Source organism: Enterobacter cloacae complex sp. 370H10, assembly GCF_050031535.1.
GTDB lineage: Bacteria > Pseudomonadota > Gammaproteobacteria > Enterobacterales > Enterobacteriaceae > Enterobacter > Enterobacter intestinihominis.
This window is the reverse complement of the sequence record NZ_JBLGWG010000001.1, coordinates 2,782,814-2,797,815: the sequence shown is the minus strand read 5'-3', so window position 1 is coordinate 2,797,815 and position 15,002 is coordinate 2,782,814. Positions and strand designations below refer to the sequence as shown.

Here is a 15,002-nt window from a genome sequence, read left to right as displayed (position 1 = left end):
CACTATTTGGGGTGGCACCGGAGAGAAGGGGCTGACATAATCCCTGTGCAAAAATACAGTGAGAGAACACCGTGGCAGACGATTTTTCCCCTGAAGGTCAGTTAGCACAGGCAATTCCCGGTTTTAAACCGCGCGAACCTCAACGTCAGATGGCGCATGCCGTCGCGCACGCCATCGACAAGGCGCAGCCGCTGGTTGTGGAGGCCGGCACCGGTACGGGGAAAACCTACGCTTACCTCGCTCCTGCGCTGCGGGCGAAAAAAAAGGTGATCATCTCTACGGGATCAAAAGCGCTCCAGGATCAGCTCTACAGCCGCGATTTACCCACGGTGGCGAAAGCGCTGAAATACAAAGGGCGTCTGGCCTTGCTGAAAGGGCGTTCTAACTATCTGTGTCTGGAGCGTCTCGAACAGCAGGCACTGGCGGGCGGTGACCTGCCGGTACAAACACTCAGCGATGTGATCGTCCTGCGCGCCTGGGCCAACCAGACGGAGGAGGGGGACATCAGCACCTGCGCGAGCGTGCCGGAAGACTCCCCGGCCTGGCCGCTGGTGACCAGCACCAACGACAACTGCCTCGGCAGCGACTGCCCGCTGTATAAAGACTGCTTTGTGGTGAAAGCGCGTAAAACGGCGATGGACGCCGACGTGGTGGTGGTGAACCATCACCTGTTTCTTGCGGATATGGTGGTCAAGGACAGTGGTTTCGGCGAGCTAATCCCGGAGGCGGAGGTGATGATCTTCGATGAAGCCCATCAGCTACCGGACATCGCCAGCCAGTATTTTGGCCAGTCGCTCTCCAGCCGTCAGCTTCAGGATCTGGCGAAAGATATTACCATTGCCTATCGCACCGAGCTCAAAGATACCCAGCAGTTGCAGAAGTGCGCGGACCGCCTGGCGCAATGCGCACAGGATTTCCGCTTACAGCTTGGCGAGCCGGGCTATCGCGGCAACCTGCGCGAGCTGCTCGCGGACAAAAATATCCAGCGCGCGCTGCTGCTGCTCGATGATGCCCTTGAACTCTGTTACGACGTGGCGAAGCTATCCCTCGGACGTTCAGCGCTGCTGGACGCCGCCTTCGAGCGGGCCACGCTCTACCGTGGGCGGCTGAAGCGGCTGAAAGAGATCAACCAGCCGGGCTACAGCTACTGGTATGAATGTACCTCGCGCCACTTCACCCTGGCGCTCACGCCGCTGACCGTTGCCGATAAATTCAAAGAGGTGATGGCGCAAAAGCCCGGCACCTGGGTCTTTACCTCGGCCACGCTGTCGGTCAACGACGATCTGCACCACTTTACCGAGCGTCTCGGCATTGAGCAGGCTGAATCCTTACTCCTCCCAAGCCCGTTCGACTATGAGAAACAGGCGCTGCTGTGCGTGCCACGCAATCTGCCGCTGCCTAACCAGCCAGGGGCGGCGCGCCATCTGGCGGCCATGCTAAAGCCGATGATTGAGGCCAACAACGGACGCTGCTTTATGCTCTGCACCTCTCACGCCATGATGCGCGATCTGGCCGAGCAGTTCCGCGCGACCATGACGTTGCCGGTGCTGTTGCAGGGGGAAACCAGCAAAGGCCAGCTGCTCCAGCAGTTTGTCAGCGCCGGTAATGCCCTGCTGGTGGCGACCAGCAGCTTCTGGGAAGGGGTGGACGTGCGCGGCGATACGCTCTCGCTGGTGATTATCGATAAGCTGCCGTTCACATCGCCGGACGATCCGCTCCTGAAAGCACGCATGGAGGACTGCCGTCTGCGCGGGGGCGATCCGTTCGACGACGTCCAGTTGCCGGACGCGGTTATCACGCTTAAACAGGGGGTAGGGCGACTGATACGCGACGTCACCGACCGCGGAGTGCTGGTGATCTGCGACAATCGCCTGGTGATGCGTCCCTACGGCGCCACCTTCCTCGCCAGCCTGCCGCCTGCGCCGCGCACACGGGATATTAAACGCGCGGTCCGCTTCCTGGCGAACCCGACGGCGGAGTAATTCTTCCCGGAGTGTGTTAAGATGCGCGCCATTTTGTGACTGACCATTGCGAGAGCGCGACGACTGATGCGAATTCTGGCTATTGATACCGCGACAGAGGCCTGTTCCGTTGCCCTGTGGAACGACGGTACGACTTTTGCTCATTTCGAAGAGTGCCCACGGGAACACACCCAACGTATTCTGCCCCTGGTAAAAACCATTTTAACCGAGGGCAACACCGCCCTGACTGACCTCGACGCGCTGGCCTATGGCCGTGGCCCGGGCAGCTTTACGGGCGTACGTATCGGGATTGGCATTGCGCAGGGGCTGGCGCTGGGCGCTGACCTGCCGATGATCGGCGTTTCAACGCTTGCGACTATGGCTCAGGGTGCCTGGCGCATGACCGGTGCCAGCCGCGTGCTGGCCGCGATTGATGCCCGCATGGGTGAAGTCTACTGGGCGGAGTACACCCGTGACGAAAACGGCGTCTGGCACGGCGAAGAGTCGGAAGCCGTGCTTAAACCTGAAGCCGTCACCGAGCGCCTGAAACAGCTCACCGGTGAGTGGGCGACGGTCGGAACCGGCTGGCCGGCATGGCCTGAGATGGCGAAGGACACCGGCCTTACGCTGGTGGACGGTAACATGCTCCTGCCTGCCGCCGAAGATATGTTGCCTGTTGCCTGTCAGCAGCTTGCCGCAGGAAAAACCGTGGCCGTTGAACACGCCGAGCCGGTTTATTTACGAAACACCGTCGCATGGAAGAAACTTCCTGGCCGCGAGTGAATCTCAGTAACAGGAACTGAGAAAAAGGAGTCGCATCATGGCGGTTCAGACTAAAGTTGTACGCTTTTTTATGGCAGGCGCGGTTGCCATAGCACTGAGCGGGTGCGTCACCGTTCCTGATGCGATCAAGGGCACCAGCCCGACGCCACAGCAGGATCTGGTACGCGTGATGAATGCTCCGGAGCTGTATGTCGGGCAGGAAGCGCGCTTTGGCGGCAAGGTGGTTGAAGTGCTAAACCAGCAGGGGAAAACCCGGCTGGAGATTGCCACCGTTCCACTGGACAGCGGCGCACGGCCTGTTCTGGGTGAAGCCTCGCGCGGGCGGATCTACGCTGACGTCAGCGGCTTCCTCGATCCGGTAGATTTCCGCGGGCAGCTGGTGACCGTCGTCGGGCCGATTACCGGTTCGGTGGCGGGGAAAATCGGCAATACGCCATACAAATTTATGACCATGCAGGTGAACGGCTACAAACGCTGGCGTATCGCCCAGCAGGTGGTGATGCCGCCACAGCCAATCGATCCGTGGATGTGGGGTCCACATCCGTATCGTTACGGCTACGGTGGCTGGGGTTGGTACAATCCAGGCCCTGCACAGGTTCAAACAATCGTAACTGAGTAACTTACTGTTATTGTTAGGAAAGAGACAGCGGCTCAGCCGCTGTCTCTGTTTTTTTACGGACAAAACGAAAAAAAAGAGTGACGCGCTTCGCAACCTGCAATCTGAGCAATTAATAAACTGGTACGCTGAGTTAATATAATGTTAACAAACTGTTTATTATCGGGGCTGTGATGACGACGAACACTCATTTCAGAGGTGATGCATTGAAAAAGGTTTGGCTTAACCGTTATCCCGCGGATGTCCCTGCGGAGATCAATCCTGACCGTTATCAATCCCTGATTGAATTATTTGAACACTCGGTACGGCGCTACGCTGACCAGCCCGCATTTGTGAATATGGGCGAAGTGATGACTTTCCGTAAGCTGGAAGAGCGCAGCCGGGCGTTTGCGGCCTATTTACAGGAAGGGTTGGGCTTGCAGAAAGGGGATCGCGTCGCGCTGATGATGCCAAACCTGCTGCAATACCCGGTGGCGCTGTTCGGGATCCTCAGGGCGGGGATGATCGTGGTTAACGTTAACCCGCTCTATACCCCGCGCGAGCTGGAACATCAGTTGAATGACAGCGGTGCGGCGGCGATTGTGATTGTCTCCAACTTTGCCCACACGCTGGAAAAAGTCGTTGAAAGAACTCAGGTTAAGCACGTCATTCTGACGCGCATGGGCGACCAGCTCTCTACCGCGAAAGGTACGCTGGTCAACTTTGTCGTGAAATACGTTAAGCGGCTGGTGCCGAAATACCACCTGCCGGATGCCATCTCTTTCCGCCGTGCGCTGCATGCGGGCTATCGGATGCAGTACGTTAAGCCGGAGATCGTGTCAGAAGATCTGGCGTTCCTGCAATACACCGGCGGTACCACCGGCGTGGCTAAAGGGGCGATGCTGACCCATCGTAATATGCTGGCGAACCTTGAACAGGTGAACGCCACCTACGGGCCGCTACTGCACCCGGGCAAGGAGCTGGTGATCACCGCGCTTCCGCTGTATCACATTTTTGCGCTGACCATGAACTGCCTGCTGTTTATCGAGCTTGGCGGTCAAAACGTATTGATCACCAACCCGCGCGACATTCCGGGGCTGGTTAAAGAGCTGGCGAAATACCCGTTCACCGCCATGACCGGCGTGAACACCCTGTTTAACGCGCTGCTTAACAATAAAGAGTTCCAGCAGCTCGATTTCTCCACGCTGCATCTTTCTGCGGGCGGCGGGATGCCGGTTCAGCAGGCGGTTGCCGAGCGCTGGGTAAAACTCACCGGACAGTATCTGCTGGAAGGCTATGGTCTGACGGAGTGCGCCCCGCTGGTCAGCGTCAACCCGCATGACATCGACTACCACAGCGGCAGTATCGGTCTGCCGGTCCCGTCGACGGAAGCTAAACTGGTGGACGATGAGGGTAACGAAGTGCCTCACGGCGAACCGGGCGAGCTGTGCGTCAGAGGGCCGCAGGTGATGCTGGGCTACTGGCAGCGCCCAGATGCCACGGATGAGATCATCAAAGACGGCTGGCTGTACACCGGCGACATCGCGGTGATGGATGACGAAGGTTTTCTGCGTATCGTCGATCGCAAGAAAGACATGATCCTCGTTTCCGGTTTCAACGTCTATCCGAACGAAATCGAAGACGTGGTGATGCAGCACAGCGGCGTGCTGGAAGTGGCAGCGGTGGGGGTTCCATCCGGCAGCAGTGGTGAAGCGGTGAAGATATTTGTGGTCAAGAAAGATCCTTCTCTTACCGAGGAAGCGCTGATAACGTTTTGTCGCCGGCAGCTGACGGGCTATAAAGTGCCGAAGCTGGTGGAATTCCGCGATGAGCTGCCGAAATCCAACGTCGGGAAGATATTACGACGAGAATTACGTGACGAAGCCCGTGCCAAAGTGGACAATAAGGCCTGAGCTTCACGTTAATCGCCCAGACGCCGGTTAAGCCGGCGTTTTTTATGGGCGCAAACAAAAGAGAGTCCGATTTGAATTACCAGATGATCACTACCAACGACGAGCTGGCTTCGCTGTGCGAGGTGACGCGTGATTTCCCCGCTATCGCCCTGGATACGGAATTTGTCCGTACCCGCACGTACTACCCGCAGCTGGGCCTGATCCAAATGTATGACGGCAAACACGTGTCGTTGATTGACCCCCTCGGCATTACCGACTGGGCGCCAATGCGCGAGCTGTTGCTTGATACCGCCGTGACCAAATATCTGCACGCCGGCAGTGAAGATCTGGAAGTCTTTCTCAACACCTTTGGCATCATGCCGCAGCCGCTGATTGATACCCAGATCCTCGCGGCGTTCAGCGGTCGTCCGCTCTCCTGGGGCTTCGCGGCGATGGTGGAAGAGTACACCGGTCTGACGCTGGATAAGAGCGAATCGCGTACCGACTGGCTCGCGCGCCCGCTGACGGCGCGTCAGCTTGAATACGCCGCGGCAGATGTATTCTACCTGCTGCCGATTGCTGGCCAGCTTATGAAAGAGGCTGAGGCGTCCGGTTGGCTGTCTGCCGCCCTGGACGAGTGCCGCATGACGCAGCAGCGTCGTCAGGAAGTGGTTGATCCGAAAGAGGCCTGGCGTGACATCACTAACGCCTGGCAGCTGCGCACCCGTCAACTGGCCTGTCTGCAACTGCTGGCTGACTGGCGGCTGCGTAAAGCGCGTGAGCGCGATCTGGCGGTAAACTTCGTGGTGCGTGAAGAACACCTGTGGGCGGTAGCGCGCTATATGCCGGGTAGCCTTGGCGAACTGGACAGCATTGGCCTTTCCGGGAGTGAGATCCGTTTCCACGGTAAAACGCTGCTCGCGCTGGTAGAGAAAGCTCAGCAGCTGCCGGAGGACGCACTGCCAGAACCACTGCTTAACCTGATGGATATGCCGGGCTACCGCAAGGCGTTCAAAGATATCAAAGCGCTGGTGCAGACGGTGGCGGGGGAAAGCAAACTGAGCGCCGAACTGCTGGCTTCACGTCGTCAGATTAACCAGCTGCTGAACTGGCACTGGAAGTTGAAACCGCAAAATGGTTTACCTGAACTGGTCGCCGGATGGCGGGGGGAACTGATGGCTGAACGCCTGAATACCCTGCTGGAAGGGTATCCGCGCTAAAGAATTGTAGCCCCGGTAAGCGCCGCGCCACCGGGGAAATTGCCGGGCGGTACGATGCTTGCCCGGCCTACAAAACCACAAACGGATTAACGCGACTCTTCCGCTTCCGGAAGCGTCACGTTCAGCTCCAGAATCGAAATATCCCCGTCTTTTTGCTCCAGCTGAACGGTGACCATTTCCGGGTCAATCTGCACGTATTTGCAGATCACTTCCAGAATGTCTTTGCGCAGCTGCGGCAGGTAGTGCGGTTCGGCGTCGCTACGACGACGTTCCGCCACAATGATTTGCAGACGTTCTTTTGCGATGTTGGCGGTGCTTTTTTTCCGCGAGAGAAAAAAGTCCAGTAATGCCATAACTTATCCTCCGAACAGGCGTTTGAGGAAACCTTTCTTCTCTTCTTCAATGAAGCGGAAAGGACGTTCTTCTCCCAGCAGACGGTCAACGGTATCCGCATACGCTTTACCCGCGTCTGCCTGTGTATCCAGGATCACGGGCTCACCCTGGTTAGAGGCGCGCAATACGGACTGATCTTCCGGGATCACGCCAACCAGTTTGATGCGCAGGATCTCCAGCACGTCTTCCATGCTCAGCATGTCACCTTTGTTCACCCGACCCGGGTTGTAGCGGGTCAGCAGAAGGTGCTCTTTGATCGGCTCCTGGCCATTTTCCGCGCGACGAGATTTCGAGGCCAGAATGCCGAGAATACGGTCGGAGTCACGTACTGACGAGACTTCCGGGTTAGTAGTGATGATGGCTTCATCCGCGAAGTAGAGCGCCATCAGCGCGCCGGTTTCGATACCGGCCGGGGAGTCGCAGACCACGAAGTCGAACTCCATCTTTTTCAGATCGTCGAGGACCTTTTCCACGCCTTCACGGGTCAGCGCGTCTTTATCACGGGTCTGGGACGCCGGGAGAATGTAGAGGTTCTCGGTACGCTTATCTTTAATTAGCGCCTGGTTAAGCGTGGCATCGCCCTGAATGACGTTCACGAAGTCATACACCACGCGACGCTCGCAACCCATGATCAGGTCCAGGTTACGCAGACCGATATCGAAGTCGATTACGACGGTTTTCTTTCCCTTCTGGGCCAAACCAGTAGCGATGGCCGCGCTGGAGGTGGTCTTGCCAACGCCTCCTTTACCCGAAGTCACAACAATAATGCGTGCCATAGAAATTCCTTGTTAAAAGGGATCAATTTAACGGTTGAACGGTCAAAGCGTTATCTGCCAGCTGCAGACGAGCCGCTTTGCCATAAAATTCGGCTGGGATTTTATCGCTCAGCCAATATTCACCTGCGATAGACACCAGTTCTGCCGTCAGGTGAGTACAAAAAATTTGTGCTTCTCGATCGCCGCTGGCACCCGCAAGCGCACGCCCACGCATCATACCGTAAACGTGAATATTGCCGTCTGCAATCAGTTCTGCGCCCGCACTGACGTGGCTTGTAACAATCAGATCACAGTTTGGCGCATAAATGCGCTGACCGGAACGAACCGGCAGATCAATCAATCGCGTTTTTGTGACTGGGGCTACATTTTGCGCCGGAGGCGGGGGAGCGGGAACGGTTGCAGGCGTTGCACGCGGGGATTTTTCTCTACCCTCGTTTAACAAGGGCAAACCCGCGCGTTCAATTTCGGCTTTTAACTCTGCGTCTTTACAGCCGCTTATACCCACGATGCGCAACCCCGTGGAGACGACGGCCTGCTGGAGTCGCTTCCAGTTAACCGGCCCCTCAAGGTCGCTTACATTAACGACAACAGGAGCATGCTTAAGAAAAGCGGGAGCCTGCGCGATTTTGTCTTCTAACGCCTGACGAATAACCTCGGGTTTTGCATCATGCAAATGAACCACTGATAAGGTGAAGCTACTGCCTTTAAGCTCGATGGGCGTATTTGACATCCTGGCCTTACTCAATTTGCTATTAACCGCAACACATCGCCGCGATATTCCGAAGAGTATCAGGCATGTTATAGTCAGGAGTATATTGAGGCAAGCAACCACCCATTAATTCAGAGTAAAAACATGTTTTGTGTGATCTACAGAAGTACCAGCCGCGACCAGACCTACCTTTATGTCGAAAAGAAAGACGATTTTTCCCGCGTGCCTGAGGAATTAATGAAAAGCTTTGGCCGACCGCAACTGGCGATGCTGCTGCCGCTGGACGGCCGTAAGAAGCTGGTGAACGCCGATCTGGAGAAAGTCAAAAAGGCGTTAACCGAGCAGGGCTATTATTTACAGCTTCCGCCGCCACCGGAGAATTTATTAAAACAGCATCTTGAGGTGAGCGGAAAGAAATAAGCCCGGGTTACTCCGGGAACAACTCATCAACCGATTAGGGGTCGACCATGTATCAACATCATAACTGGCAAGGTGCATTACTGGATTATCCCGTCAGCAAAGTGATCTGCGTGGGCAGCAACTATGCAAAACATATTCAGGAGATGGGCAGTGCCGTGCCGGATGAGCCGGTTCTGTTTATTAAGCCAGAAACCGCACTGTGCGATATTCGCCAGCCGCTGGTTCTGCCGCAGGGGCTGGGCTCGGTGCATCATGAAGTGGAGCTAGCGGTGCTGATCGGCGCGACGCTGCGCCAGGCGACCGAAGAGCATGTAGAGAAAGCGATTGCGGGTTACGGTGTCGCGCTCGACCTGACCCTGCGCGACGTCCAGAGCAAAATGAAGAAAGCGGGGCAGCCGTGGGAAAAAGCCAAGGGCTTTGACAATTCATGCCCGATTTCCGGTTTCGTTCCGGTGAGTGAATTTACCGACGACCCGCAGAATACGCCCCTCAGCCTGAAGGTCAACGGCGAGATTCGCCAGCAGGGGACGACCGCTGACATGATCCATAAGATCGTTCCGCTGATTGCCTACATGAGCCGCTTCTTCACCCTGAAACCCGGCGACGTGATCCTTACCGGCACTCCGGAAGGTGTGGGGCCGCTGCACAGTGGCGACGAGCTGGACGTCAGTTTTAACGGCCTGTCGCTGAAAACCCGCGTGCTGTAAAAGCACCTTGCCGCCTGAAAAGGGCGGCAAAACTTGCATCAACGTGCCAGACTCGTTATAAGGTGCGCTCTATTTTGACGTGTGGACATCCCGATGAACGACATTCCTTTCTGGCAAAGCAAAACTCTCGACGACATGACCGACGCGGAGTGGGAATCGTTGTGTGACGGCTGTGGGCAGTGCTGCCTGCATAAGCTGATGGATGAAGATTCGGATGAGATCTATTTCACCAACGTAGCCTGCAAGCAGTTAAACATCAAAACCTGCCAGTGCCGCAACTACGAGCGCCGTTTCGACTATGAGCCGGACTGCATCAAGTTAACCCGTGAAAATCTGCCGACCTTTGAGTGGCTGCCGCATACCTGCGCGTATCGCCTGCTGGCGGAAGGTAAAGATCTGCCCACATGGCATCCGCTGTTGACGGGGTCGAAAGCGGCGATGCACGGCGAGCGTATTTCCGTGCGCCACATTGCGGTGAAAGAGTCCGAGGTGCAGGACTGGGAAGACCACATTATGAATCACCCTAATCGGTGATAATAAAAAACCCGCCGAGGCGGGTTTTTTATTGTGCGCAATTTTGTCGGGTGGCGCTGCGCTTACCCGACCTACAAAACTGACGTTGCCGTTTTGCTTTTACCTTCCAAAAAGATCGCGTTTCTTTGGCTTGAACGGCTGGGCAATCAGCACCAGCAGCGCTACCACGAAGTAGGCGACAAAAATGCCCACCAGCCACTGCGGCATCTCCAGCGTCAGAAACTCCCACTGGCGTACAGAGCAGTCACCGGAGGCCACAAACACCTGCGGCAGCCATTTATCCAGCGGCAGCCAGCTCGGGAAGCGGGCGGCAAAGTCGCAGGTCATAAACGGCGACGGGTGAAGCTGCATCTGGGTGTGCTCCCAGGCAAGCGCAATCCCTTTCCCGGCGCTGTACAGCCAGATGGCAATTGCGGCATAGCGTAACGGTGTTTTAGGTGCAATCGCACCTACCAGACCTGCGCCCATAATGCCGAACAGCGCACAACGCTCATAAATACACAGGACGCAAGGTTTCAGCCCCATCACATGCTGAAACCACAGCGCGACCATTTCCAGCGCAAAGGCGGTCAGGGCCATCAACAACCACGCTCCGCGACCGCGTGAGCACTGGTTCAAAAATCGCAACATAATCATTTCCCTGGAACATGCTTAGACAGCGCAGTGTAAACGAATTTTAATGCGCCGCAAGTATACCTGCTTGCAACAACCATTGCGTACAGGGGACGAGAGTAATTTTGATGCACAGCAAACCAACAAGGGTAAGCACCAGCGTGTACGGCAGCGCCATCCAGACCATTCTTCCATAAGAAAGTCGTATGAGTGGCGCCAGCGCCGAGGTCAGCAGGAAGAGGAAGGCCGCCTGACCGTTCGGGGTTGCCACGGAGGGGAGGTTGGTTCCAGTGTTGATCGCCACCGCCAGCAGCTCGAACTGTTCACTGCTGACAATCCCTTGCTCCATCGCGGCTTTGGCCTCATTGATGTATACCGTCCCGACAAAGACGTTATCGGATATAGAAGACAACAGACCGTTAAACAAATAGAACAGCGTTAGCTGCGAATCTGGCGTGGCCTGAAGCACAAACGCGATGATTGGCGCGAACAGATGTTGGTCAATAATCACCGCCACGACGGCGAAAAACACCGCCAGCAGGGCGGTAAACGGCAGCGCTTCGGTAAAGGCTTTTCCGATAGCATGTTCGTCCGTGACGCCGCTCAGGCTGGTTGCCAGAATAATTACCGACAGACCAATCAGCCCCACCTCGGCAAGGTGGAAGGCCAGCGCAGCGATAAGCCACACGCCGATGATGCCCTGTGCAATCAGGCGCAGCGTCTCCTGGCGCGTGCGTTGTTTGCGGCTCTGCTCGTCAAACTTATGCAGCTCCTGACGGACCTGATCGGGCAACTTCGCGCCATACCCAAAAAGGTTGAATTTTTCGACCAGCACGCAGGTCGCTAAGCCGCAGATCAAAACGGGCACGCTGACCGGCGCCATGCGCAGGAAAAATTCGCCAAAATGCCACTCAGCCGCTTTGGCGATAATCAGGTTTTGCGGCTCTCCAACCATTGTCATCACGCCGCCCAGCGCCGTCCCCACGCCCGCATGCATCATCAGGCTGCGCAGAAACGCGCGGAACTGCTCGAGCACATCGCGGTTGTGCGCCTCAACGTGGCTGTCGTCCTGCAAGTTATCGCCAGGACGAGACGAAGCGACCCGGTGGTAAATACCGTAAAAGCCGACGGCGACGCTGATCACCACCGCCACAACCGTCAGCGCATCCAGGAAGGCAGAGAGGAAAGCCGCGGCGAGGCAAAACGCCAGCGAGAGCAGCGTTTTCGACGGAATGCTCAGCAGCAGACGGGTGAAGATAAACAGCAGAAGCTGCTTCATAAAGTAGATCCCCGCCACCATGAAGATCAGCAGTAGCAGGACTTCAAGATTCGACGCAATCTCGTTTTTAACATGCTCCGCGCTGGTCATTCCAATGACCACGGCTTCCAGCGCCAGCAGCCCGCCGGGCAACAGCGGATAGCACTTCAATGCCATCGCCAGGGTAAAGATAAACTCGGCGACCAACATCCACCCGGCAACGAAGGGATCCAGCAAAAATATAACGGGATTAACGACCAGGAATACCAGTAGAGTGAGTTTGTACCAGTCAGGTGACTGACCTAAAAAGTTGCGCCACAGCGCGCGCCCAAATGAAATTTCCACGACAGACGTCCTTTCCCCGTCAAATAAGACAAGACATCAGTATACGCAAAAACGGCGGCGGAGAGGGGGATAAAGCCATTTTGTAAATTTCATAAAAATGAAACGGCGATCCCTCTTTTCTGTCTCTGCTGCGCTATCTGCCTCTGCGCGCCTCTGGTATGATGAGTGCAATTTGCTAAAGCTGTGTAATGGAAATCTCACTATGGTCATTAAGGCGCAGAGCCCGGCGGGTTTCGCGGAAGAGTACATCATTGAAAGCATCTGGAATAATCGTTTCCCTGCGGGATCAATTCTACCTGCTGAACGCGAACTCTCTGAACTGATTGGCGTCACCCGTACCACGCTGCGAGAAGTGCTCCAGCGTCTGGCGCGCGATGGCTGGTTGACGATACAGCATGGCAAACCCACTAAGGTGAATAACTTCTGGGAAACGTCCGGGCTGAATATTCTGGAAACGCTGGCGCGTCTCGATCACGAAAGCGTACCGCAGCTGATTGACAATCTGCTTTCGGTGCGCACCAACATCGCTACCATTTTCATCCGCACCGCGTTTCGTCAGCATCCTGAAGATGCGCTGAAGGTGCTTGCCACCGCCAATGAGGTGGAAGACCACGCGGACGCCTTTGCGACCCTCGACTACAACGTGTTCCGCGGTCTGGCGTTTGCTTCCGGCAATCCGGTTTACGGTCTGATCCTGAATGGAATGAAAGGGTTATATACACGCATTGGTCGTCACTACTTTGCCAACCCTGAAGCCCGCAGCCTGGCGCTCGGCTTCTACCATAAACTGAGCAAGCTCTGCACCGAAGGGCTGCACGATCAGGTCTATGAAACGGTGCGTCGTTATGGCCACGACTCCGGTGAAATCTGGCACCGAATGCAGAAAACCCTGCCGGGTGATTTAGCGATTCAGAGTCGCTGAAATAAAAAACCTCTCGATTGAGAGGTTTTTTTCGCCCGGAGGCGCTTCGCTTACCGGGTAAAAAAACTACAACGTATTCAACCGCGCCGGGCACCGCTCCAGCAGCTCCACGCTGCCATCTTCATTCTGCTGCTCCAGCGACACGTCAAATCCCCACAGGCGATGCACATGCTTCAGCACTTCCTTACGCCCCTTATCCAGCGGTGCGCGGTTGTGAGGGATATAGCGCAGCGTCAAAGAGCGGTCACCGCGCAGATCCACATTCCAGACCTGAATGTTCGGTTCAAGATTGCTCAGGTTGTACTGAGACGACAGGCGCGAACGGATCTCACGATAGCCCTCTTCGTTGTGGATCGCAGAGATCTCCAGGTAGTTGTTGCGGTCATCATCCAGTACGGTGAAGAAGCGGAAATCACGCATGATCTTCGGCGACATGAACTGGCTGATAAAGCTCTCATCCTTAAAATCACGCATCGCGAAGTGCAGCGTTTCCAGCCAGTCAGAACCGGCAATATCCGGGAACCAGTATTTGTCCTCTTCGGTGGGCGACTGGCAGATACGCTTGATATCCTGGAACATGGCAAAGCCGAGTGCGTAAGGGTTAATGCCGCTGTACCACGGGCTGTTATACGCTGGCTGGAATACCACGTTGGTGTGGCTGTGCAAAAACTCCATCATAAACCGCTCGGTGACTTTTCCTTCGTCATACAGGTGGTTAAGAATGGTGTAGTGCCAGAAGGTCGCCCAGCCTTCGTTCATCACCTGGGTCTGCTTCTGAGGATAGAAATACTGGCTCACCTTGCGCACGATGCGCAAGATCTCACGCTGCCACGGCTCCAGCAGTGGGGCGTTCTTCTCCATAAAGTAGAGCAGGTTTTCCTGCGGCTCGGAAGGGTAACGACGCGCCTCGGCGACGGTTTTCTCCTCCTCACGTTTCGGCAGGGTGCGCCACAGCATATTCACCTGGCTTTGCAGATACTCCTCGCGGCTCTTCTGCCGGGCTTTCTCTTCCTGCAATGAGATCTTCTGCGGACGCTTATAGCGGTCAACGCCGTAATTCATCAGCGCGTGGCAGGAGTCCAGTAGCTTCTCTACCTCGTCCACGCCGTAGCGCTCTTCGCAGTCGGTAATGTATTTGCGGGCGAAGATCAGGTAATCGACGATGGAGCTGGCGTCCGTCCAGCTGCGGAACAGATAGTTATTTTTGAAGAACGAGTTATGTCCATAGCAGGCGTGCGCCATCACCAGCGCCTGCATGGTAATGGTGTTCTCCTCCATCAGATAGGCAATACACGGGTTAGAGTTAATAACGATTTCATACGCCAATCCCTGCTGCCCGTGCTTATACAGCCGCTCTGTCTCAATGAATTTTTTACCAAACGACCAGTGCGGATAGTTAATCGGCATCCCGACGCTGGAGTAAGCGTCCATCATCTGTTCCGAGGTGATGACTTCAATCTGATGGGGGTAGGTATCCAGACGATAGAGTTTGGCCACCCGGTCGATCTCCGCCAGGTAGACATCCAGCAATTCGAAGGTCCAGTCGGGTCCATCGCTCAGACGGGTGCTGTCCCTTGACATGGAATCTAGTGTAGCCATTAGCGCGCCCTCGTTGTTGGTCGCTCTCTCTGACTGGAGAGCCTCCTTTCAAGCATAGATCACCCCATTCAAATACGCGGGGCGCAGAAATTTTTTCTTTGCGATTTCCCGTTTTCGATACGGCAAAAAAAGCGGTGCTCGCAGAATTTTCTACTGGTTAAAAATAACGCGCAGCAGGAGATCCCAAATAAGCGCTATCCCCTGATACAGCGGGATATGTGAGTTGAGTCACCATAAAAAAGTCATATGTTGAATAATATTTTCAGCTAGGTTATC

Annotated in this window: 15 protein-coding genes; 9 read left to right on the top strand and 6 right to left on the bottom strand. The window is 55.7% G+C overall.

The annotated features are described in order from the left end of the window. The first annotated feature begins 71 nt into the window (after positions 1-71). The 5 genes from ACQG2Q_RS13730 to rnd all read left to right on the top strand — a co-directional run bounded on the left by ACQG2Q_RS13730 (position 72) and on the right by rnd (position 6,451). Positions 72-1,982, top strand: coding sequence for an ATP-dependent DNA helicase (locus ACQG2Q_RS13730; RefSeq protein WP_023303884.1), 1,911 nt, complete (start codon positions 72-74; stop codon positions 1,980-1,982). Between the two features lie 66 nt (positions 1,983-2,048). After that, entirely contained in the window at positions 2,049-2,744 is a 696-nt protein-coding gene (gene tsaB, locus ACQG2Q_RS13725; protein ID WP_023300348.1) for a tRNA (adenosine(37)-N6)-threonylcarbamoyltransferase complex dimerization subunit type 1 TsaB, read from the top strand. Between the two features lie 37 nt (positions 2,745-2,781). Next, positions 2,782-3,363: a Slp family lipoprotein gene (locus ACQG2Q_RS13720; RefSeq protein ID WP_023300347.1), complete on the top strand. Its 582-nt coding sequence runs from the start codon at positions 2,782-2,784 to the stop codon at positions 3,361-3,363. Between the two features lie 203 nt (positions 3,364-3,566). Further along, on the top strand, positions 3,567-5,252 hold the full coding sequence (gene fadD / locus ACQG2Q_RS13715) for a long-chain-fatty-acid--CoA ligase FadD (protein ID WP_072201026.1): 1,686 nt from the start codon (positions 3,567-3,569) through the stop codon (positions 5,250-5,252). An 83-nt stretch (positions 5,253-5,335) separates the two neighbouring features. After that, positions 5,336-6,451, top strand: a complete 1,116-nt coding sequence (gene rnd / locus ACQG2Q_RS13710) for a ribonuclease D (RefSeq protein ID WP_123059168.1) — start codon at positions 5,336-5,338, stop codon at positions 6,449-6,451. An 86-nt stretch (positions 6,452-6,537) separates the two neighbouring features. Here the strand turns inward: rnd and minE are convergent, their stop codons facing one another. From minE to minC, 3 genes are read right to left on the bottom strand one after another with little or no spacing between them, the layout of a single operon-like run. Next, entirely contained in the window at positions 6,538-6,804 is a 267-nt protein-coding gene (minE, locus tag ACQG2Q_RS13705; RefSeq protein WP_003859937.1) for a cell division topological specificity factor MinE, read from the bottom strand. A 3-nt stretch (positions 6,805-6,807) separates the two neighbouring features. After that, a complete protein-coding gene (gene minD, locus ACQG2Q_RS13700; protein ID WP_003859938.1) occupies positions 6,808-7,620 on the bottom strand; it encodes a septum site-determining protein MinD in 813 nt (270 codons plus the stop codon). Between the two features lie 22 nt (positions 7,621-7,642). After that, positions 7,643-8,350, bottom strand: a complete 708-nt coding sequence (gene minC / locus ACQG2Q_RS13695; protein WP_063853545.1) for a septum site-determining protein MinC — start codon at positions 8,348-8,350, stop codon at positions 7,643-7,645. 123 nt (positions 8,351-8,473) lie between these two features. Here minC and ACQG2Q_RS13690 point away from each other — a divergent pair, with 123 nt between their 5' ends. The 3 genes from ACQG2Q_RS13690 to ACQG2Q_RS13680 all read left to right on the top strand — a co-directional run bounded on the left by ACQG2Q_RS13690 (position 8,474) and on the right by ACQG2Q_RS13680 (position 9,990). After that, a complete protein-coding gene (locus tag ACQG2Q_RS13690; RefSeq protein ID WP_006810982.1) occupies positions 8,474-8,749 on the top strand; it encodes a YcgL domain-containing protein in 276 nt (91 codons plus the stop codon). A 47-nt stretch (positions 8,750-8,796) separates the two neighbouring features. Further along, positions 8,797-9,456, top strand: coding sequence for a fumarylacetoacetate hydrolase family protein (locus tag ACQG2Q_RS13685; protein ID WP_022648433.1), 660 nt, complete (start codon positions 8,797-8,799; stop codon positions 9,454-9,456). A gap of 93 nt (positions 9,457-9,549) precedes the next feature. Next, a complete protein-coding gene (locus ACQG2Q_RS13680) occupies positions 9,550-9,990 on the top strand; it encodes a YcgN family cysteine cluster protein (protein ID WP_022648432.1) in 441 nt (146 codons plus the stop codon). Positions 9,991-10,089: 99 nt separating this feature from the next. On the opposite strand, the gene dsbB is transcribed toward ACQG2Q_RS13680, so the two are convergent. Both dsbB and nhaB read right to left on the bottom strand, forming a co-directional pair. Further along, complete coding sequence (gene dsbB / locus ACQG2Q_RS13675) at positions 10,090-10,620, bottom strand: disulfide bond formation protein DsbB (protein WP_032622423.1); 531 nt, start codon at positions 10,618-10,620, stop codon at positions 10,090-10,092. A 46-nt stretch (positions 10,621-10,666) separates the two neighbouring features. After that, positions 10,667-12,205: a Na(+)/H(+) antiporter NhaB gene (gene nhaB / locus ACQG2Q_RS13670; RefSeq protein WP_045308313.1), complete on the bottom strand. Its 1,539-nt coding sequence runs from the start codon at positions 12,203-12,205 to the stop codon at positions 10,667-10,669. A gap of 202 nt (positions 12,206-12,407) precedes the next feature. Here nhaB and fadR point away from each other — a divergent pair, with 202 nt between their 5' ends. After that, positions 12,408-13,127, top strand: coding sequence for a fatty acid metabolism transcriptional regulator FadR (gene fadR, locus ACQG2Q_RS13665; protein WP_015570315.1), 720 nt, complete (start codon positions 12,408-12,410; stop codon positions 13,125-13,127). Positions 13,128-13,193: 66 nt separating this feature from the next. Here fadR and ACQG2Q_RS13660 read toward each other — a convergent pair whose 3' ends face one another. Continuing rightward, a complete protein-coding gene (locus tag ACQG2Q_RS13660; protein WP_022648429.1) occupies positions 13,194-14,726 on the bottom strand; it encodes a SpoVR family protein in 1,533 nt (510 codons plus the stop codon). Positions 14,727-15,002: the final 276 nt, after the last annotated feature.